The following is a 19,509-nucleotide window of genomic DNA, read 5'->3' as shown; positions in this document are numbered from 1 at the left end:
ACAGTAGAGGGTGCCTTAAAAAGACATCCTCTATTGTTTAAGTTTATTTAATTAATCTTCGTACTTTTTCATTACGATAGTTGCATTATGACCGCCAAATCCAAGTGAATTTGACATTGCAACTTTAACTTCCTGTTCTCTGCCCTTATTCGGAACTATATCCAAATCACAAGCAGGATCAGGTGTATTGTAATTGATTGTTGCAGGAATGTAACTGTCCTTGATAGCCAATGCACAAACGATTGCCTCGACACCGCCTGCCGCACCCAAAAGGTGACCTGTCATTGACTTTGTTGAGCTTACTGCAACGTTCTTAGCCGCCTCGCCAAGAGCCTCTTTTATGGCTTGTGTTTCAAACTCGTCATTGTACTTTGTTGATGTACCGTGAGCGTTGATGTATGTTACATCTTCAGGCTTTAAACCTGCATCTTCGATTGCAAGTGACATAGCCTTTGCACCGCCGACACCGCCCGGAATAGGGCTTGTGATGTGGTAAGCATCATCAGTTGCACCGTAGCCGACAAGTTCACAATAAATATGAGCTCCTCTCTTCTTTGCGTGTTCAAGTTCTTCTATAACTATAAAGCCTGCACCTTCACTTAGAACAAATCCGTCACGTTCTGCGTCAAACGGTCTTGACGCTGTTTTAGGATCGTCATTTCTTGTTGACATAGCTTTCATATTACAGAAGCCTGCAAATGCAAGCGGACTTACAGCCGCCTCTGCACCGCCTGCGATGATAACATCGTTAGCACCGTGCTGAATGTGTCTTAAAGCGTCACCGATAGCGTTTGTACCCGAAGCACAAGCTGTAACGATATTTTCATTTACACCTCTTGCTCCGTACTTAATTGCAATCTGTGCAGCGCCCATATTACCTATCATCATAGGAATAAAGAACGGACTTACACGTCCCGGACCTCTGTCAAGAAGTGACTTATGCTGTTCCTCAAGAGTATGGATACCGCCGATACCCGAACCTGTTATAACTCCGACTTTCCAAGGGTCTTCGTCTTCCATATTAAGACCCGAATCCTTAACAGCCTCATCAGCCGCTACCATTGCAAGCTGAGTATATCTGTCCATTTTACGAGCGTCTTTCTTCTCGATAAAATCAGTCGGCTCAAAATTCTTAACTTCACCGGCAATCTGTGTCTTAAAATCAGTTGCGTCAAAAAGTGTTACTTTATCAATACCGCATTTACCTGCTTTGATACCGTTCCAAAATTCTTCAACGTTATTTCCTATAGGGGTTACAGCACCTAAGCCTGTTACAACAACTCTTCTCATTTAGTTACCTCCTATTGTTTATCCTTATCTATATAATAAAATTAATTTCTTTTTTCAAAAAAATTTCATGCCTTGCACCAAGAGTATTGATACAAGGCACGACTTCGTATCTTACGCATGACTCTTAATATATTCAACTGCGTCGCCTACTGTGCTGATCTTTTCAGCATCTTCATCAGGGATTTCGATATCAAATTCTGTTTCAAGACCCATGATAAGTTCAACAACGTCCAATGAGTCTGCACCCAAATCGTCAACGAATGATGCTTCCAAAGTTACTTCATCTGCATCAACACTTAGTTGGTCAACGATAACGTTCTTTACTCTTTCAAATTCCATTATTCACTTGCACCCCCTTTCAGTAATGTCTATATAAATTCTAAACGAATTATATACATATTATATTACATAACAAGTCCGCCGTCAACATTTATTACTTGACCTGTAACGTATTTTGACATATCAGATGCCAAAAATGCAACAACATCTGCAATATTTTCAGTTTCTCCGAATTCCCCAAGCGGAATTGAGTCAAGATATTTCTTCTTTACATCGTCAGACAATACGTCTGTCATAGCAGAACGGATAAAGCCAGGTGCTACTGCGTTACATCTGATACCTCTTGATGCAAATTCCTTTGCTGTTGTCTTTGTAAGACCGATAAGACCTGCTTTTGAAGCAACATAGTTCGCCTGACCCGGATTACCCATAACACCTACGATTGACGCCATATTAATTATAGCACCGCTTCTTTGTTTCATCATAGGTCTTGCAACTGCCTTGATACAATTAAATGCACCCTTTAGATTTATATCCATAACAAGATCCCAATCATCTTCTGACATTCTAATCATAAGACCGTCTCTTGTAATACCTGCGTTATTAACAAATATGTCGATATGACCGAATTTATCCATAGTTTCCGATACAAGTTTCTGAACATCTTCGGTATTTCTTACATCGCCTTTAACAACTATACATTCTACACCAAGCTTTTTAACTTCTTCACAAGTTTCGTCTGCATAATCCGATGAAGGAATATCGTTTATAACGATATTTGCACCGTGTGACGCAAGTTTTAGGGCGATTGATTTACCTATACCTCTGCCTGAGCCTGTAATTACCGCTGTTTTACCTTTTAACATTTCTTTATCTCCTCTCTGTTATGCGTTAAGACCTTCAAGAGTCTTTTCAAGTGACGCCATGTCCTCTACGTTAAACACCTTTACATCTCTTGAAACTTTCTTTATAAATCCGCTAAGTGCCTTACCCGGTCCGACTTCAACGAATGTATCAACTCCGTCTGCTATCATTCTTCTGATAGTTTCTTCCCATTTAACAGATGAAGATACTTGCTTGATTAAAAGCGGTTTAATATCTTCCTTTGAAGAAACGTAATCAGCAGTTACGTTTGTGATTACAGGAATTTGCATATCCTTAACTTCTACATTTTCAAGTTCTTTTGCAAGTTTTTCGCCTGCGCCTATAAGCATAGCACAATGGAACGGAGCTGAAACAGGAAGTTTTAAAGCACGTTTTGCGCCCTTTTCCTTTGCCAATTCACAACACTTATCCACTGCCTCAACTTCCCCTGATACAACGATTTGACCAGGACAGTTAAAGTTTGCAGGTGAACAAATACCGACTTTTGATGCCTCTTCGCAGCAAGCGATAACGTCCTCTGCGGAAAGTGCGATAATAGCCGCCATAGCGCCTTTTCCTACAGGCACTTCCTCCTGCATATACTTACCGCGTTTTTTTACAAGTCTTACACCGTCGGCAAATTCCATTGAACCCGACGCAATGTGTGCAGTATATTCACCAAGGCTAAGTCCGGCAACAATGTCAGGCTTAACACCTTTTTCTTGCAATACTCTAAGTGCCGCAACACTCATTGTAACGATTGTCGGCTGCGTGTTCTCTGTAATCATAAGAGTTTCACTGTCGCCGTTCCAAATCATATCCTTTATATCAAAGCCAAGTGCCTCACTTGCCTCGTCAAATGTCTTATCTGCAATCGGGAAGTTTTCGGCAAGTTCCTTACCCATTCCGACAGCTTGTGCGCCTTGTCCTGCAAATACAAATGCTAATTTACCCATTATATTTATTTTCCTTTCTTAATTTATCTAATAAGAAATTCTTATTTAAGTTTAGAAGTAATTGTTTCAATAACTGCCTCTGTACCGTCAAAATAACTCTTGATTATGTCTGCACAAGGTTGAATTTCGTGTACCATAGCGGCTGATTGACCAGCCATAAGTGAACCGGTTTGTGTGTCACCTTCTTCAAATGCACGTCTTAGACCGCCAACGCCAAGTGCTTCTATTTCTTCAAAGGACGCACCTTGCTTTTCAAGTTTGTCATATTCACGAGTAAGTTTGTTTTTAAGTGCTCTTACAGGCGCACCTGTTGATCTGCCCGTAACAACCGCATCTCTGTCTTTTGCCTTTATAACGGCTTGCTTATAGTTATCGTGTGCGATACACTCTGTTGAGCAGATAAATCTTGTACCGACTTGAATACCGTCTGCGCCAAGTGCAAATGCCGCAACAGCACCTCTGCTGTCAGCTATACCGCCTGCCGCTACAACCGGAATACTTACCGCGTCAACAACCTGCGGTACAAGTACCATTGTTGTAAGCTCACCGATATGTCCGCCTGCCTCTGTACCCTCTGCGATAATTGCGTCTGCACCGTCTTTTTCCATCTTCTTTGCCATTGCAACACTTGCAACAACCGGCATAATCTTAATTCCTGCCTCTTTAAGTGACGGTATGTATTTACCCGGATTACCGGCACCTGTTGCAACTACTGCCGGCTTTTCTTCTATAATAACCTGCATAACTTCTTCAACGAACGGTGACATCATCATTACGTTTACGCCAAAAGGCTTATCTGTCAGTGACTTTGCCTTTTGAATTTGCGTTCTTACAACGTCTGCCGGTGCATTTCCTGCCGCGATAAGTCCGATACCGCCGCCGTTTGAAACAGCTGCCGCAAGTTCGGCTGTAGCTACCCACGCCATACCGCCTTGAATAATAGGATATTCAATACCAAGCAATTCACATAATCTTGTCTTCATTTCTCTTCTCCCTTTCTTATTTAACGTATTTGTTTTACCACTCAATAAGTGCCGCACCCCATGTAAGTCCGCCGCCGAAGCCTACAAGTACAACCTTGTCGCCTTTTTTAATTCTGCCTTGCTGAACTGCCTCTGTAAGTGCAACAGGGATACAAGACGCTGATGTGTTACCGTACTTTTCAAGGTTCAAAAATACCTTTTCATCAGTGATACCCATTCTCTTTACGGCACTTTCAACAATTCTGTAGTTAGCCTGGTGAGGTACAACAAGTGCAATATCGTCCCAAGTCAATCCTGCACTGTTTACAACTCTTGCGCTTGCGTCTGCCATTGCTTTGACGGCAAACTTCATAACAGCTTGTCCTGCCATCCAAATAGTATCTTTTCTGTGGCTTATTCTCTTTTCTGTTTCTTCATCATCATTTCTGTATGCAAGACTTGTTATAGCGTGACCGCTTGAGCCGTCTGCACCGATGTCTGTTGCGATAATACCCTGTTCTTCACTTGCAGACACAACTGCCGCACCTGCCGCGTCACCGAACAATACGCAAGTTGCTCTGTCTTTATAATCTGTAGCCTTGCTTAATGTGTCGGCACATACTACAACGATATGCTTGTATGTTCCTGCTTTTATAAACTGTTCTGCGATAGTAAGACCTGTAACAAATCCCGAGCAAGCCGCATTATAGTCAAATGCCGCCGCATTTACCGCGCCAAGATTGCTTTGTACAACACAAGCACAAGCCGGTGTGAAGTAATCAGGTGTAACTGTTGCAAGCATTATAAGGTCAATATCCTCAGGTGTAAGTCCTGCATTTTCAATAGCACGCTTAGCGGCGATTGTTGCCATATCCGTTGTATATTCGTTGTCGGCCGAAATATGTCTTTCCTTTATGCCTGTACGTCTTGTTATCCATTCGTCGTTTGTATCAACAATACTTTCCATATACGCATTGTCATATACCTTTTCCGGAACATATCCGCCTACACCTGTTATCTTTGCATTAATCATTACTCTTTTCCTCCATACAGTTTATATTATTAACTATTTCTTCTATTAAGTTTGTTTCAACAAATTTCTTTGCCTGTCTGATTGCAGAAAATACCGCTTTACCGTCTGACGAGCCGTGTCCTTTTATAACGGGTCTTTTTGTACCCAAAAGCGGTGCGCCGCCGTATTCACGGTAATCCATAGACTGTTTAAACTCATTCAAGCCACCCATTACAAATATTGCACCGAGCTTTGTAAACAAGTTTTTCATAAATATATTTTTTACTTTCGTACTTACGACGTGTCCCATACCCTCAACGGTTTTAAGTATTACATTTCCGACAAAACCGTCACAGGTAATTACGTCAGCCGTACCTTCCATAACATCTCTGCCCTCAATATTGCCGATAAAGTTTATAGGTGCTTTTTTCAAAAGCGGGAATGTTTCCTTCGTAAGTTCATCGCCCTTGCCTTCTTCTTCACCGTTTGACATAAGTCCGACAGTCGGACTTTCAATTCCGAGTACATTCTTCATATATATACTGCCCATAATACCGAACTGAACAAGATTTTCAGGTTTGCAGTTTGTATTTGCACCGGCGTCTATGAGCATTTTCGGTCCTTTTGCACTCGGCAGAAGTGTTGCAAGTGCAGGTCTTAAAATTCCCTTTATTCTTCCGACAATAAGCAATCCCGATGCTAAGAGCGCACCTGTATTACCCATTGAAAGCATTGCATCACCCTCGCCTTTTTTCAGCATATTTGCCGCAACGACCACCGATGCATTTTTCTTACTTCTTACCGCCTTTGCCGGTTCTTCGTGGTTTGTTATCACCTCATCAGCATTCGCTATACTGATTTTATCATTAGGGTAGTCATATGCCGAAAGTTCCTTTTCGACAACCTCTTTTTTGCCGACAAGAACTATTTCCACATCAAGTTCCTTTACCGCTCTTACAGCCGCCTCGACAGGTGCCATAGGAGCATTGTCACCACCCATTGCATCTACTATAATCTTCATCTTTCCTCCGACTATTTCACATCAGTCATAACAAGGCTGAATTTTCCTCTGAATACTTCGTTCATATTTGCCTTTATGACAACACGAACGATATATCCTCCGTCTTTTACTCTCATAACGTCCGACTTGGCAATCAATCTTTCACCTGCGTGTGCCTCGTGCATATATTTCACATTTGCTACTTTCACCAGTGCCGCCTTCGCGTCAATAACGCTTAGTGCCAAATTTTCTGCAAAAGCATATATACACTGTCCTTTTATTATGTCAGTACCGTCAAAGGTCATTGTATCATCGGTTTTAAGCACCGATATTCCGTCATGATACAAGTTAAGGTCAAGCACTTCGCCAACCGCTGTATCCGCTACCAAACCTTCTTCCGCCACCGACTTTATTCTTTCACGATATTCTGCTATACCAAGTTCCGCTCTGTCAAAACGAATAGTGGACACGCTCACGTTACAAGCCTGTGCAAGTTCTTCGTCTTTCAAAAACGGATTTTGTTTTATTTTTCTGAGCAAATACTCATGACGTTTCTTTTTCAATATTGTTCTTGTCACTTTCAAGCGTTCCTTTCTATGTTTTTCGACATTTTATTAATTATTGTTAGTAGTAGGTACTAAATCAATAACCTCAATGATTATATACTATCGTTAATAACTTTGCAATATTTTCTTGCAAATAAACATAAACATTGTACAATATGTTTAAATATATTGTTCTAATATGTTCATAATTACCCAATAGATACAAAATATTGTGCTGTGCAGTCTGTTTAACACCTGCTACTAACACCATATTGTATCCGTAAATCATCATTTTTTTATGATTATAAACACAAAAACAGACAAAACAATAATGTTTTGTCTGTTTTTATATTGTATTTTATGGGATTATTTATCTGAATTGTCACATTTCTTGTAACAGAAGTCACAATTATTTTCAAGCGGTGCTTCACCCTTTTTGCTTCTGTAATCGTTGATTGCAGACTGAATAGCCTCTTCAGCAAGAACAGAGCAGTGAATTTTTTCTTTCGGAAGTCCGTCAAGTGCCTCCATAACCGCTTTATTTGTAAGAGCAAGTGCCTCGTCAACAGTCTTACCCTTAACCATTTCAGTTGCCATTGAACTTGTTGCAATAGCCGCACCGCAACCGAATGTCTTGAACTTAACGTCTTTTATAACATCGTCTTGAATATCCATATATATCTTCATAATATCACCGCACTTTGCATTGCCGACTTCACCGACTGCATTTGCGTTGTCTATCTGACCTACATTTCTTGGATTTGAGAAATGGTCCATAACTTTTTCACTGTACATAATTAATTATCTCCTTTCTCTACACCCTCATATAAAGGTGACATATCTCTTAATCTTTGTATAATCGGAGGAAGTACCTCTACTACGTAGTCAACATCCTCCTCTGTTGTTTCATCGCCTACACTGAGTCTTAGCGAACCGTGAGCAATTTCGTGAGGTAAACCGATTGCAATAAGAACGTGTGACGGATCAAGCGAGCCTGACGCACAAGCACTTCCGCTTGACGCCGCAACGCCTTTCATATCAAGCATCATCAATATTGATTCGCCCTCAACATACTGGAATGAGAAGTTTACGTTATTGCAAAGTCTGCCCTCGTCCTCAGGACCATTAAGACGGCAATAAGGAATATTCTTTCTGATACCCTCAATTAATCTGTTACGCATTTTCTTTGCGTGTTCGATATTTTCATCAAGGTTTTCCGTTGCAAGCTCAAGTGCCTTTGCAAGACCTGCTATACCTGCAAGATTTTCCGTTGCTGCTCTCTTTCCTCTTTCCTGTCCTCCGCCGTGAATAAGGTTGTCTATTCTTATACCGTTTCTGATGTACAACATTCCGACACCCTTAGGACCATGGAACTTATGTGCAGAAAGTGAAAGCAAGTCAACGCCTAAATCCTGCAAATCTATCTTCATATGTCCGATAGCCTGTACTGCGTCCGTATGGAAAATAACTCTGTGTTTCTTTGCAATTTCCGCAATTTCCTTAATTGGCTCAACTGTTCCGATTTCATTGTTAGCCGTCATTATTGAAATAAGTATTGTATTGTCCTTTATAGCGTCCTCAACAGCTTTCGGACTTACAAAACCGTATTCGTCAACATCAAGATAAGTAACTTCAAAGCCATGCTTTTCAAGATATTCGCAAGTGCTTAAAATTGCGTGATGTTCGATTTTGCTTGTTATAATGTGGTTGCCCTTCGACTTGTTTGCAAGTGCAATACCTTTTATCGCCCAGTTGTCAGCCTCGCAACCGGAACCCGTAAAATAAATTTCGTTTACGTTTTTTGCATTAAGACTTTTTGCAACGCTCTCTCTAAGCTTATAAAGTGCCTGTTCGGCATCTCTGCCTATTTTATAGAATTTCGATGACGCATTGCCGTATATATCTGTATAATATGGCATCATTGCATTAAGAACTTCTTTTTTAAGGCTTGTAGTAGCATTGTTGTCCATGTATACTGAATTCATTAAAATCATCTCCTGTATTAAAGTTGAACATTTGAATAACTGTTCAAACATATTTTACTTTATATTTCCTACTTTGTCAATAGGTTTTGTAGATTTTCTTTCTTTTATTCTATACAAAATTTATGTCTGTTTTACATCATTGCTTTATTTAATATTCCAATTTTATTTATTGCTATACTTCTTATTTTGAGATATAATATATATTAACAATGTAATTTTGAGGAGATAAAAATGAACATTACCGGTATTATAACAGAATACAATATTTTTCACAACGGACACAAATATCAAATTGACGAAATAAAAAAACATTCGGACGCAGTGATTGCCGTAATGAGCGGCAGTTTTGTACAGCGTGGTGACGTTGCGATAACGGATAAATGGTCACGTGCAAAAACGGCACTTTTGGGCGGTGTTGACCTTGTTATTGAACTTCCTGTATGTTATGCATTAAATGCCGCACCGAATTTTGCGACAGGCGGTATTAATATTTTAAACGCACTCGGTGTTGTCAACAACATTTGTTTCGGCTCCGAATCAGGCAGTATCGATGAACTTATGTCTGCCGCAGAATTGCTTGAAAACGAAAACAGCGAAATATCCGAAAAAATAAAAAAATACGTTATGGGCGGTATGAGTTATCCAACCGCGCTCACAAAAGCATATTCCGCACTTATCCCGTCAGATATATTGTCTGAGCCAAACAACATTCTTGCAACGGAATATATTCGTGCATTAATCCGCTCTGACAGCAAAATCAAGCCTATGACCGTCAAACGTCACAAAGCAGGCTATCACGACAGAAATTTGTATCAAAATATAGCAAGTGCGACAAAACTTCGTGAAATGAAAAGAAACAATGAAAATATAAATGACTTCATACCATATAAATTAGAAGATATTAATTGTGACATTCCGTACGACATATCGAATTTGGACAGTGCAATCATTTCAAAATTACGTCTTATGACCGCTGAAGAATTGCAAAATATCAGTGAAGTTACAGAGGGGATTGAAAACAGAATTTTAAGCAGTGCAAATATGTCATACAGTTTTGAAACCCTTGTCGAAAACGTTAAAAACAAGCGGTACACCACAAGCAAAATCAGACGTATGATAATCTCAGCTTTGATAGGCTTTACAAAGGATATATACTCCCCTATGCCACAGTATATCCGCATTCTCGGTATGAATAAGGTCGGTATGACGATTTTAAAACAGGCAAAAGACATCTGCAAAGTTCCGATAATCACAAAAACAGCTGACTTTAAAGAACAAAGTCCGCAATTTAATCTTGATGTGCGTGCCACAAATATAGCAATGCTATGCAATCCCATACCGACACACCGTATCGGCAATGCGGATTTAAAGAAATCTCCTATTATAATGAAATAAAAATATTTTTTTCTTGCATTTGAACGCATTTTTTTAATATTTTTTAATTTTTTTGTAAAATACCCTTGCACAGTATGTTAAATTCTGATAAAATATATGTAATGGTTACGAAAAATTTGTAATAATATTTACGAATGTTATTCGTTTAAATATTATTCTATAATCGAAAGGATTGATATTTAATAATGGATAGAACTATACTCATTATTGAGGACGAACAGAAAATTAATGATATTCTTGCATTTTCACTTGGCAAAGACGGTTATAAGACTTTGTCTGCATTTGACGGCGTAAAAGGTCTTGAAATGGCACTTAAAGAAAACCCTGACTTAATTTTACTTGACGTAATGCTACCCGGAATGGACGGTTTTGAAGTATGTCGAAAAGTTCGTGAAAAATCACAAGTTCCTATTATTATGCTTACTGCCCGTGAAGACGAAGTTGACAAAGTTTTAGGTCTTGAGCTTGGTGCGGACGACTACATAACAAAGCCGTATTCAATGCGTGAACTTACCGCAAGAGTTAAAGCCAACCTAAGAAGAAGTACGGCACAGCCTGTTGTTGAGGAAGAACCTGAAAATCAAAATACAATTAATTCGGGTGAGCTTTCAATCAATGTTGAAAGATACGAAGTTGCTAAGAACGGCGAAATTATCGACATAACACTTCGCGAATTTGAACTTCTTAAATTTCTTGCCATGCAGCCGGATAAAATTTTCTCACGTGAGAAATTGCTTGAAAATGTATGGGGTTACGAATATTACGGAGATGTTCGTACTGTCGATGTTACGGTAAGACGTCTTAGAGAAAAAATCGAAGATGATCCGAGTATGCCTAAATACATTATCACAAAACGTGGCGTAGGCTACTATTTTAACAAATAATATTGAACTCATACACCCGAAACATTAATTTGTTTTGGGTGTTTTGTAGTATTTAAGTATTTAAGTATTTATTATAGAAAGGTTTTTATTTTATGTTTAAAAGTATACGTTGGAAAATAACAGTTATATTTGTACTTCTTGTACTCGCCACGGAATTATTTATAGGCGGTTTCAATATTTTAGGCGTTATGAAACATTATCACGATGATTTTTCAAACAGCATTAATGAGGTATTCACCGAAGATATTAAAAACGACCTTCTTGCCGCCGCAAACGAAATAAGTATTCCTGCCGAAAGTACGGATACATCTATTGTTATAGAAGAAAATTCCCAAAGCAATATTAATTTAATCAACAATATCCTATCTTCCCACTCAGGCAAACTCGGAATTACATCATCAAGATATTACAATATTGTTGACGGTTCATCGGGCGAGATTTTATTTTCATCAAACGGCTCTACAACCACCGACGCAACTCCGTCACTTATGAATGCCCTAAACGGTACGGAATCGAAAGAAACAAAGCTTACTCAAAGCTATATGGACTACGCATTTCCGCTACACAACGGTGACGCGGTAAAGTATGTTATATACATCAAAGACACTTGCCAAATGCAAAACAGCGTAACTCACAGTATGGTGACAATTCTTTTGATTTTATTGTTGGTATCTCTTATTATATCATCAATCGCGGGAAGTATTATTTCAAAGTCTATCACCGACCCTATCAAACAGCTTTCGGTACAGGCAAAAAAACTTGCGGCAGGTGATATAAACGCACTTCAAAAATCAGATTCAAAAGATGAAATTGCCGACCTTACAAACTCGCTTATCAATCTTGCTCACACAAGAAAGCAGTCCTCCGACCAAGCAAAAGGCGAAAAAATTAAGGTTGAAACCATTCTTCAAAATATGAATGACGGTATTATCGCATTTGACTTAAAAGGCAATCTAATCCATTTTAACCGTGAAGCAAAAAAACTTCTTAACCGCCAGTATCTTGACGATATTAGATTTGACCGTTTCTTTAAAGAAATCAATGCAAACATCACGCTTGGCGATTTGCTTTATATGAATCCCGACGGTTCTGTCGAACGTGAAATCAAGCTTGCAAACCAATATTTACGTTTAAACTTTGCACCGTTCAAGGCTGATAACAAAGTCGGCGGTATCATTGTCGTTATACACGATGTTACAAAGCAGGAAAAACTTGAGCAGTCACGTCGTGACTTTGTTGCGAACGTGTCGCACGAACTTCGTACACCGCTTACAACAATCAAGTCTTACTCCGAAACACTTGCCGATATGCCCGATGTTGACAGAGAATTGCAAGTACGTTTTCTTGACGTTATCGCGTCCGAATCTGACAGAATGGCAAGAATTATAAGCGACCTGCTTACCCTATCGGAGCTTGACGAAAACCAAACATTCACAAAACCGCCGGAGCCGATCGACATTCGTCAAATGCTTGAATCAATCGTTGAGCGTATGTCGCTTACGGCAAAGAAGAAAAATCAGACTTTAACATATCACCCTATTAATGAAGTGCCTGTTATATCCGGCGATCACGACGGTTTGGAACGCGTTATTATAAATATCGTCAGCAACGCGATGAAATACACACGCGAGGGCGGTACTATCGAAGTATATTCAAGCAAGGTTTATAACGACATTTGTATCAAAGTAGCCGATAACGGTATCGGAATACAAGAAGATAAACTTCCGCACATTTTCGACCGTTTCTACCGTGTAGACAAGGCTCGTTCGCGTGACACAGGCGGTACAGGTCTTGGTCTTGCCATCGCAAAACAAACGCTTGAATCATCATTTAACGGTAAGATTAAAATATCAAGTGAATTCCACAAAGGAACTGAAGTAACTATCACTATTCCTGTCAGTGAATAAGGAGGCTTGTTGAAGTGAAACGTTTTCCTATAAAAGTTATTTTACTTTCATTGTTTATAGTAATAAACCTGACCGTTATTTGTACATTCCCCACTTCTATGTCCGATAACGATTCTGAAGAGGTTGTAAACAATCTTGTTACTTTTTTGAACAAAAACGATATGACCGTTTCTCCGACAATTATCGATAAAGAAACAAAAAAAGTTTCTTCTGCCACACTGCAAAATTTTATTGAAGACAGAGATGCTTTTGCAAAAAATATTTTAGGAGCAAAAAAAGAAGTAACAAAAAATGGCGAAACATACATAGCAAATGGAAATCAAGTTATTTTTGACGGCAATAAGTTTTCTTTTGTACCGAAAACACCTGTTGCATTGTCCGAAACGCACGGCATAGATGCGGTTAATGCCTCAAAGAAAGGTAAAAAAATCGCCGCTTATTACGGTTTCGACAGCCAAAACGCTTTGATTGTTTCATCTGATGACAACGGAAAATATCATATTTTTATGACTTACACAATAGAAAATTTACCTGTCTTTAATGACTATATGACATTTGATATAACTTCCGACGGTCTTATAGGTTTTAGCGGTGTATGGTTTACGCAAAATTCACTCGGCGAATATCGCAACGCAAAAAGCGTTGCCGACGCTCTGCTTGAATTTTCGGCAAGCAAAGATAAACCCAACGGCAAAATCGAAATAAGTGATATTACTCTCGGATATAATATCGTTGATTTTGACACCTCCCCTACCGAACTTCAGCCCGTATGGAGAATAACATTGAAAGACGGCTCAAAATATTATATAAACGCATAAAAAATGCACATCTGACAGATGTGCATTTTCTTTATTATTACTCAAACAAAATATCTTTCTTCTCTAACAATTCATCATTTTCAAGAACATCTTTTTCAAACTTTTCAACACCCAAGCGGTCTATCGCAACGCCAAGACGTTCTTTTTGATTTGCGTTAAGTTTAAACCAAATCATTGTCTTTTCAAGTATCGGTGCAATTTCTTCTTCCGAAACGAACTTTGAAAGCGGTGTACCCATTCTTGATTTTTTACCCCATGTACCGCCTACATATATTTGATAAACGACTTCATTATGCGGTTTCACTGCCTTAAACGGACATTTGTTTTCACTGCACACTCCGCAAGTCTTACAGACATTTTCATCTATAACCATTTTACCGTCAACAAGTTTAGCGGCTTTTGACGGACATGATTTTTCAATCATACAAACCTTACAGCCTTTGCAATTTTCCGAATTGTACTTAGGTATTCTGTGTCCCTCGATACCAAAATCGTTCAACGCAGGCTTTACGCAACTGTTCGGACAGCCGCCTATACCGATTTTAAACTTATGCGGCAATTTTATATCAGCCCAGCCTATGTAATATTCATCATAAAGTTTTGTGGCAAGTGCGTGAGTGTCATAATTGCCGTAAACACAAGTTGTACCTTTACATGATGTAATCGGACGGATTTTATTTCCCGTTCCGCCGAATTTAAGTCCGTGACTTTCGGCATAATCAATCGCGTCTTGTACGTTTTCATAAGAAATACCCTGAATTTCAAGCCCAAGACGTGTTGTAGGAATTACTTTACCGTTACCGAATTTACTTGATATTTCCGATACGGTTTTTAAATCGTCCGGAGAAAATACAGTTCCGCGCGGTACAATTCTTCCCGAAAAATTTTCAGTACCTCTGTTAATCAAAAAGCCTTTTCCCTTTACCTCCGCTATCTGTGCAGGTTTCAATTTTGCCATACAAACACCTCTCTCATTTTCTCTTATAAAATTACAATAATTTTATCACGGCACAAATTTCTTGTCAATCAATATTCGGCTTAATCTAAATTTTTTCCATAGAAAAAGCATAGTTGATAATTATTTCCCAAATTATCTCTATGCTTTTTTTACTATTTCACTTTGATATTAACCGTTGCATTTGTTCCTATAATATTTTCAAGCGGTATATCGGAATTTACCAACTTTATCTTAATCGGTATAAGCTGAGTTGTTTTTGTGTATGTACCGGAAGTTGAGAAACTTGTTGTCTGTCCCGTAAGTGCATTATTTGTAATGCTGTTCACCTGCGTTACAATGCCATCAAATTTTTGTGAACCGTATGCGTCAAGCGTTACTTTGACCGACTGACCTTCTTTTATTTTGGTTATATCCGTTTCTTCGATATTCGCACCGATATACATATCGTATGTATTTGCCACATAACCCATAACATCGGTTGTAAGAACATAGTCACCCCTCTCGGCGTCAACTTCTATGAACTTTCCGTTTGACGGCGATTTAATATGCTGACCGCCGTCCACACGTCTCAATATCTCACCCGACTCAACGTATTTGCCGACATAGGCATTAAACTTAAGTACCTGTGTCTTTTAAATCTCCGTTAGCCTTGTCAAATCGTTTAAATTCAAAATTCTGCGAATTAAATGCTCTTGTTACAAGCATACCTTCTATATTTTCACGGCTGACCAAGTTAAGCTTATCAACAAGTTTTTGCATAAGTGTCATTTTAGGCATTGCCACAAGGAATATAAACACTATCAAAATCACTATTGCCGACAGTGAAACAATGATTATCCACGAAAGCTCCTTACTGTTTTCAAGAACCTTAACAGCACCGCCGACACCCAAAATCGGTGCATAAAACACCATCCTGATAAGCATAACAAGCAAATTTTGAATTTGCGTAATATCGTTTGTCGTACGCGTTATAAGTGACGCGGTAGAGAATTTATCAAATTCGGCATTTGAGAACAGTTCCACCTTTTTATACACGTCTTTTCGCATATCTCTCGAAACCTTAGCCGCAACATTTGCCGCAAGATAGCCGACAAATACAGATACCACAGTACCCAATAATGTCACGCCTATCATTTTCAAACCGTACTTAGCTATAATCGGAACACTTCCGCCCATAACACCGTCATTAACAATATCAGACATATAATCGGGAAGTGCCAAATCACACATTGCCTGTATAAAAAGCATTACAACCGCTACTATAAGCCAGAGATAATACAGCTTCATATATTTACTCAATTATTTTCTCCGCCTCCTGTTTTCTTGCTTAATTCATCTATCGTTGCACTCAACACCTCCCTAAATTCAAATATCTTTTTTATAGCCTCTCGAAATTCGTATATATCAATTTTCTCAAACACTTTATTTTTCAACAACACAAATTCCTGCGTTGTAATTTCAAAAACCTTTTCGCCTTTGTCCGTTAAGTTTATCATCACGTTACGTCTGTTTACTTTATCGTTCACACGTTCGATATATCCCTTGTTTTCGCACGTTCTAAGATGTTTTGAAAGTGCCTGTGCCGACGCAGGAAACTTTTTTACAATATCCGACACATACGCAACACCCGAATTTTGAGCCATATTTTTGTACATCCAAAGAACCGCATATTCCGATCTTGTTATGTCGTTTGTCAAAACTTTTGTAAAATCTATTCGCTTATTAGGATCAAATATACTTATAAATCTTTGTATTTCTTCATCCATTTAATCATTAACCCCATTAATAATTAGTTGTCTTAATATAGACTTTCACTCCGTAATGTCAATACTGTTTACTGAATATTTTATGGTTTTGATAAAAAAAAATAACAGCACATCAAAAGTGCTGTTATTTTCATAATTTTTTAGTGTTTGCCGTGGCATTTACCTGCCATGGCACAGTTGCTGCAACCGCAGCCACAGGAGGATTTGCCCTTCTTTTTATCTTTTATCATCTTATTGATGATAAGTACAACTACCGCAACAAGTGCAATACACACAATTATTGTAGATAAATTATTCATTAACCATGTCATTTTAAAACCCTCCTTATATCATTTGTCTTATATTGTTTTACGCTGATACTGATCTTTGAGTCTTTAAAGTGTTTGATTCTTTATAAGGCTTAAACAGCATATAGCAGATAAATGCAATTACTGCGATTGCAAATATAAGACCGATTACGTTTACACTGCCTGTAACAAGCAAACCTATTTGATAAATTACAAGTGCGATTGCGTAAGCGAATACACACTGATAGCCGATTGCGAATGCAGTCCACTTAGCGTTATTCATTTCACGCTTGATAGCTCCCATTGCGGCGAAACAAGGTGCGCAAAGCAGGTTGAATACAAGGAATGAATATCCGCTGATTGGGATAAATTTCTGAGCCATATTCTGATAAACAGAACCGTCGCCTGCACCGTAAAGAATACCCAATGTACCAACGATATTTTCCTTAGCAACAAGACCTGTAATTGATGCAACTGTTGCTTGCCAGTTACCCCAGCCAAGAGGAGCAAATATCCAAGAAATTGCTTTACCGATTGTTGCTAGAATTGAGTAGTCGATTTGGTCTTCTGTAAGCATTGTGAATGCTCCGTCTACAAAACCGAAGTATGTCGTAAACCATACAAGGATTGTTGAAAGAAGAATAATTGTTCCGGCTTTCTTAATGAATGACCAGCCTCTTTCCCACATTGAACGAAGTAGGTTTATAACTGTAGGCATATGGTATGCAGGAAGTTCCATAACGAACGGAGCAGGATCGCCCGCAAACATCTTTGTCTTCTTTAGCATAATACCAGAAATGATAATTGCAGCCATACCGACGAAGTATGTTGATGTAGCAACCCAAGCCGAACCGCCGAAGATAGCACCGGCAATCATTGCAATAAACGGAGTCTTAGCACCGCAAGGTATAAATGTTGTTGTTATTATAGTCATTTTTCTGTCACGGTCATTTTCGATAGTTCTCGATGCCATAATACCCGGAACACCGCAGCCTGTACCGATAAGAATAGGGATAAATGATTTACCCGAAAGACCGAACTTACGGAATACTCTATCCAATACGAATGCAATACGAGCCATATAACCGCAAGATTCAAGGAATGCAAGCAAGATGAACAATACAAGCATTTGTGGTACGAAACCAAGTACGGCACCGACACCGGCAACTATACCGTCAAGAATAAGTCCCTTTAGCCAGTCTGCACAGTTGATTGCGTCAAGTCCGTTTTCAACAAGTACAGGGATACCCGGTACCCATACACCGTAATCGGCAGGATCAGGTTCTGCACATTCGTACTTATCATAAACGTCAACCGAGTCAAGAAGATCATCATATGTAGCAGTATCTTCTTCATCAGCCATTGTTTCTTCATCGACTACTGTATATTCGATTTCATCAATGTTTTTTACATCTTCAACAAATGCAGCAAGTTCTGTCTTAGCAACTTCAGGATCAAAATCTTCTGATTCTGTATCAAGTACCTCTGCAACTGCGTCTGTATCAATGCCCTGTTCGCTCGCAGCGTCAATATAACCGTTTACTATATCTGACGCACTTGTGAATTCGTCAGCAGCCTCTGTGTAAGCAGAAGAACCAATACCGAACAAATGCCAGCCGTCACCGAACAATCCATCGTTTGCCCAGTCTGTAGCACTTGAACCTACTGTTACCATTGCTATGTAATATACAAGGAACATTACAACTGCGAATATCGGAAGTCCCAACCATCTGTTTGTAACAATTCGGTCAATCTTATCAGATGATGAAAGCTTACCGGCACTCTTCTTTTTATAACAGCCCTTAATAAGTTCTGCTATGTAAACATATCTGTCGTTTGTTATGATACTTTCTGCGTCATCGTCAAGTTCATCCTCTGCCGCTTTAATATCATTTTCAATATGTGACAATTTTTCCTGCGGAATATTAAGTTGTGCAAGCACCTTTTCGTCACGTTCAAAAATCTTTATTGCATACCATCTCTGTTGTTCTTCCGGCATATCATGAAGAACAGCCTCTTCGATATGTGCTATTGCGTGTTCAACAGGGCCCGAAAACTCGTGCTTTGGAATTGTCTTACCGTTTTTAGCGGCTGAAACAGCTTCTTCGGCAGCCTCCATAATACCTGTACCCTTTAGAGCAGATATTTCAACAACTTTACATCCAAGCTGACGGGACAATTCCTGAATATTAATCTTATCGCCGTTTTTCTTGACAATATCCATCATATTGACTGCGATAACAACCGGAATACCCAATTCTGTAAGCTGAGTTGTAAGATACAAGTTTCTTTCAAGGTTTGTACCGTCTACAATATTAAGTATTGCGTCGGGTCTTTCGCCGATAAGATAATTTCTTGCAACAACTTCTTCCAATGTATATGGAGAAAGTGAATAAATACCCGGAAGGTCAGTAATGACAACACCGTCATGTTTCTTTAATTTACCTTCTTTTTTCTCGACCGTAACACCCGGCCAGTTACCTACGAATTGATTAGAACCTGTAAGAGCATTAAATAGTGTTGTCTTACCGCAGTTCGGGTTACCCGCAAGGGCAATTCTTACATTCATTCTTAAATTCCTCTCTTTCACAATTTAATTCA

General features: G+C 39.0%; 20 protein-coding genes. 4 read left to right on the top strand and 16 right to left on the bottom strand.

Translation table 11 applies throughout. From position 1 onward, the window contains the following. Positions 1 to 51: 51 nt before the first annotated feature. The 10 genes from fabF to nifS all read right to left on the bottom strand — a co-directional run bounded on the left by fabF (position 52) and on the right by nifS (position 8,893). Positions 52 to 1,290 (bottom strand): beta-ketoacyl-ACP synthase II, encoded by a 1,239-nt coding sequence (gene fabF, locus ACSAMO_RS12600; RefSeq protein WP_499209439.1) that lies wholly within the window; start codon positions 1,288 to 1,290, stop codon positions 52 to 54. Positions 1,291 to 1,401: 111 nt separating this feature from the next. Next, entirely contained in the window at positions 1,402 to 1,629 is a 228-nt protein-coding gene (gene acpP / locus ACSAMO_RS12595) for an acyl carrier protein (protein WP_022229298.1), read from the bottom strand. Positions 1,630 to 1,694: 65 nt separating this feature from the next. Further along, positions 1,695 to 2,435 (bottom strand): 3-oxoacyl-[acyl-carrier-protein] reductase, encoded by a 741-nt coding sequence (fabG, locus tag ACSAMO_RS12590; protein WP_117965830.1) that lies wholly within the window; start codon positions 2,433 to 2,435, stop codon positions 1,695 to 1,697. 18 nt (positions 2,436 to 2,453) lie between these two features. Further along, the gene (gene fabD, locus ACSAMO_RS12585; RefSeq protein WP_499209438.1) at positions 2,454 to 3,389 is read right to left on the bottom strand and encodes an ACP S-malonyltransferase; all 936 of its coding nucleotides are present in this window, start codon (positions 3,387 to 3,389) and stop codon (positions 2,454 to 2,456) included. A 41-nt stretch (positions 3,390 to 3,430) separates the two neighbouring features. Then, positions 3,431 to 4,372, bottom strand: coding sequence for an enoyl-[acyl-carrier-protein] reductase FabK (gene fabK / locus ACSAMO_RS12580; protein WP_337869165.1), 942 nt, complete (start codon positions 4,370 to 4,372; stop codon positions 3,431 to 3,433). Between the two features lie 34 nt (positions 4,373 to 4,406). Further along, positions 4,407 to 5,384, bottom strand: a complete 978-nt coding sequence (locus ACSAMO_RS12575; RefSeq protein WP_117965833.1) for a beta-ketoacyl-ACP synthase III — start codon at positions 5,382 to 5,384, stop codon at positions 4,407 to 4,409. Continuing rightward, the gene (gene plsX / locus ACSAMO_RS12570) at positions 5,377 to 6,384 is read right to left on the bottom strand and encodes a phosphate acyltransferase PlsX (RefSeq protein WP_022229303.1); all 1,008 of its coding nucleotides are present in this window, start codon (positions 6,382 to 6,384) and stop codon (positions 5,377 to 5,379) included. The genes ACSAMO_RS12575 and plsX overlap by 8 nt, the downstream gene beginning before the upstream one ends. A gap of 11 nt (positions 6,385 to 6,395) precedes the next feature. Continuing rightward, on the bottom strand, positions 6,396 to 6,941 hold the full coding sequence (locus tag ACSAMO_RS12565) for a DeoR family transcriptional regulator (protein WP_118446402.1): 546 nt from the start codon (positions 6,939 to 6,941) through the stop codon (positions 6,396 to 6,398). A 333-nt stretch (positions 6,942 to 7,274) separates the two neighbouring features. After that, the gene (gene nifU, locus ACSAMO_RS12560; RefSeq protein WP_117965835.1) at positions 7,275 to 7,706 is read right to left on the bottom strand and encodes a Fe-S cluster assembly scaffold protein NifU; all 432 of its coding nucleotides are present in this window, start codon (positions 7,704 to 7,706) and stop codon (positions 7,275 to 7,277) included. Next, positions 7,706 to 8,893 carry a cysteine desulfurase NifS gene (gene nifS / locus ACSAMO_RS12555; protein ID WP_117965838.1) on the bottom strand — a complete coding sequence of 396 codons (1,188 nt, stop codon included), beginning with the start codon at positions 8,891 to 8,893 and terminating at the stop codon, positions 7,706 to 7,708. Before nifS ends, nifU begins: the two co-directional genes overlap by 1 nt. Before the next feature lie 231 nt (positions 8,894 to 9,124). Between nifS and ACSAMO_RS12550 the strand changes: the two genes are divergently transcribed. The 4 genes from ACSAMO_RS12550 (at position 9,125) to yycI (ending at position 13,897) form a co-directional block, all read left to right on the top strand. After that, positions 9,125 to 10,288, top strand: coding sequence for a nucleotidyltransferase (locus ACSAMO_RS12550; protein ID WP_337600006.1), 1,164 nt, complete (start codon positions 9,125 to 9,127; stop codon positions 10,286 to 10,288). Positions 10,289 to 10,473: 185 nt separating this feature from the next. After that, positions 10,474 to 11,172, top strand: a complete 699-nt coding sequence (locus ACSAMO_RS12545) for a response regulator (RefSeq protein WP_022229309.1) — start codon at positions 10,474 to 10,476, stop codon at positions 11,170 to 11,172. A 92-nt stretch (positions 11,173 to 11,264) separates the two neighbouring features. Further along, positions 11,265 to 13,079, top strand: coding sequence for an ATP-binding protein (locus ACSAMO_RS12540; protein WP_147514101.1), 1,815 nt, complete (start codon positions 11,265 to 11,267; stop codon positions 13,077 to 13,079). Between the two features lie 14 nt (positions 13,080 to 13,093). Next, positions 13,094 to 13,897, top strand: a complete 804-nt coding sequence (gene yycI / locus ACSAMO_RS12535) for a two-component system regulatory protein YycI (RefSeq protein WP_499209437.1) — start codon at positions 13,094 to 13,096, stop codon at positions 13,895 to 13,897. Between the two features lie 37 nt (positions 13,898 to 13,934). Here the strand turns inward: yycI and ACSAMO_RS12530 are convergent, their stop codons facing one another. The 6 genes from ACSAMO_RS12530 to feoB all read right to left on the bottom strand — a co-directional run bounded on the left by ACSAMO_RS12530 (position 13,935) and on the right by feoB (position 19,477). Next, positions 13,935 to 14,855, bottom strand: a complete 921-nt coding sequence (locus tag ACSAMO_RS12530) for a ferredoxin-like domain-containing protein (protein ID WP_412615538.1) — start codon at positions 14,853 to 14,855, stop codon at positions 13,935 to 13,937. 152 nt (positions 14,856 to 15,007) lie between these two features. Then, on the bottom strand, positions 15,008 to 15,418 hold the full coding sequence (locus tag ACSAMO_RS12525; RefSeq protein WP_412615562.1) for an HlyD family secretion protein: 411 nt from the start codon (positions 15,416 to 15,418) through the stop codon (positions 15,008 to 15,010). A gap of 52 nt (positions 15,419 to 15,470) precedes the next feature. Continuing rightward, positions 15,471 to 16,154, bottom strand: coding sequence for an ABC transporter permease (locus ACSAMO_RS12520; RefSeq protein ID WP_499209436.1), 684 nt, complete (start codon positions 16,152 to 16,154; stop codon positions 15,471 to 15,473). Next, positions 16,151 to 16,621 carry a MarR family winged helix-turn-helix transcriptional regulator gene (locus tag ACSAMO_RS12515; protein ID WP_412615540.1) on the bottom strand — a complete coding sequence of 157 codons (471 nt, stop codon included), beginning with the start codon at positions 16,619 to 16,621 and terminating at the stop codon, positions 16,151 to 16,153. Before ACSAMO_RS12515 ends, ACSAMO_RS12520 begins: the two co-directional genes overlap by 4 nt. Positions 16,622 to 16,761: 140 nt before the next feature. Further along, the gene (locus ACSAMO_RS12510; RefSeq protein ID WP_022229315.1) at positions 16,762 to 16,932 is read right to left on the bottom strand and encodes a FeoB-associated Cys-rich membrane protein; all 171 of its coding nucleotides are present in this window, start codon (positions 16,930 to 16,932) and stop codon (positions 16,762 to 16,764) included. A 37-nt stretch (positions 16,933 to 16,969) separates the two neighbouring features. Then, positions 16,970 to 19,477 carry a ferrous iron transport protein B gene (gene feoB / locus ACSAMO_RS12505; RefSeq protein WP_499209435.1) on the bottom strand — a complete coding sequence of 836 codons (2,508 nt, stop codon included), beginning with the start codon at positions 19,475 to 19,477 and terminating at the stop codon, positions 16,970 to 16,972. Between the last annotated feature and the right edge of the window lie 32 nt (positions 19,478 to 19,509).

This window comes from Ructibacterium sp. SJQ-7 (genome assembly GCF_054696575.1).
Note: the sequence above shows the minus strand (reverse complement) of the source record. Positions and strands in the feature narration are given on the sequence as shown.

Excerpts from the sequence above, each read along its gene's own strand:
- fabF (WP_499209439.1), bottom strand. The coding sequence starts at position 1,290 with ATGAGAAGAGTTGTTGTAACAGGCTTAGGTGCTGTAACCCCTATAGGA.
- acpP (WP_022229298.1), bottom strand. The coding sequence starts at position 1,629 with ATGGAATTTGAAAGAGTAAAGAACGTTATCGTTGACCAACTAAGTGTT.
- fabG (WP_117965830.1), bottom strand. The coding sequence starts at position 2,435 with ATGTTAAAAGGTAAAACAGCGGTAATTACAGGCTCAGGCAGAGGTATA.
- fabD (WP_499209438.1), bottom strand. The coding sequence starts at position 3,389 with ATGGGTAAATTAGCATTTGTATTTGCAGGACAAGGCGCACAAGCTGTC.
- fabK (WP_337869165.1), bottom strand. The coding sequence starts at position 4,372 with ATGAAGACAAGATTATGTGAATTGCTTGGTATTGAATATCCTATTATT.
- ACSAMO_RS12575 (WP_117965833.1), bottom strand. The coding sequence starts at position 5,384 with ATGATTAATGCAAAGATAACAGGTGTAGGCGGATATGTTCCGGAAAAG.
- plsX (WP_022229303.1), bottom strand. The coding sequence starts at position 6,384 with ATGAAGATTATAGTAGATGCAATGGGTGGTGACAATGCTCCTATGGCA.
- nifS (WP_117965838.1), bottom strand. The coding sequence starts at position 8,893 with ATGAATTCAGTATACATGGACAACAATGCTACTACAAGCCTTAAAAAA.
- ACSAMO_RS12550 (WP_337600006.1), top strand. The coding sequence starts at position 9,125 with ATGAACATTACCGGTATTATAACAGAATACAATATTTTTCACAACGGA.
- ACSAMO_RS12545 (WP_022229309.1), top strand. The coding sequence starts at position 10,474 with ATGGATAGAACTATACTCATTATTGAGGACGAACAGAAAATTAATGAT.
- ACSAMO_RS12540 (WP_147514101.1), top strand. The coding sequence starts at position 11,265 with ATGTTTAAAAGTATACGTTGGAAAATAACAGTTATATTTGTACTTCTT.
- ACSAMO_RS12530 (WP_412615538.1), bottom strand. The coding sequence starts at position 14,855 with ATGGCAAAATTGAAACCTGCACAGATAGCGGAGGTAAAGGGAAAAGGC.
- ACSAMO_RS12515 (WP_412615540.1), bottom strand. The coding sequence starts at position 16,621 with ATGGATGAAGAAATACAAAGATTTATAAGTATATTTGATCCTAATAAG.
- ACSAMO_RS12510 (WP_022229315.1), bottom strand. The coding sequence starts at position 16,932 with ATGACATGGTTAATGAATAATTTATCTACAATAATTGTGTGTATTGCA.
- feoB (WP_499209435.1), bottom strand. The coding sequence starts at position 19,477 with ATGAATGTAAGAATTGCCCTTGCGGGTAACCCGAACTGCGGTAAGACA.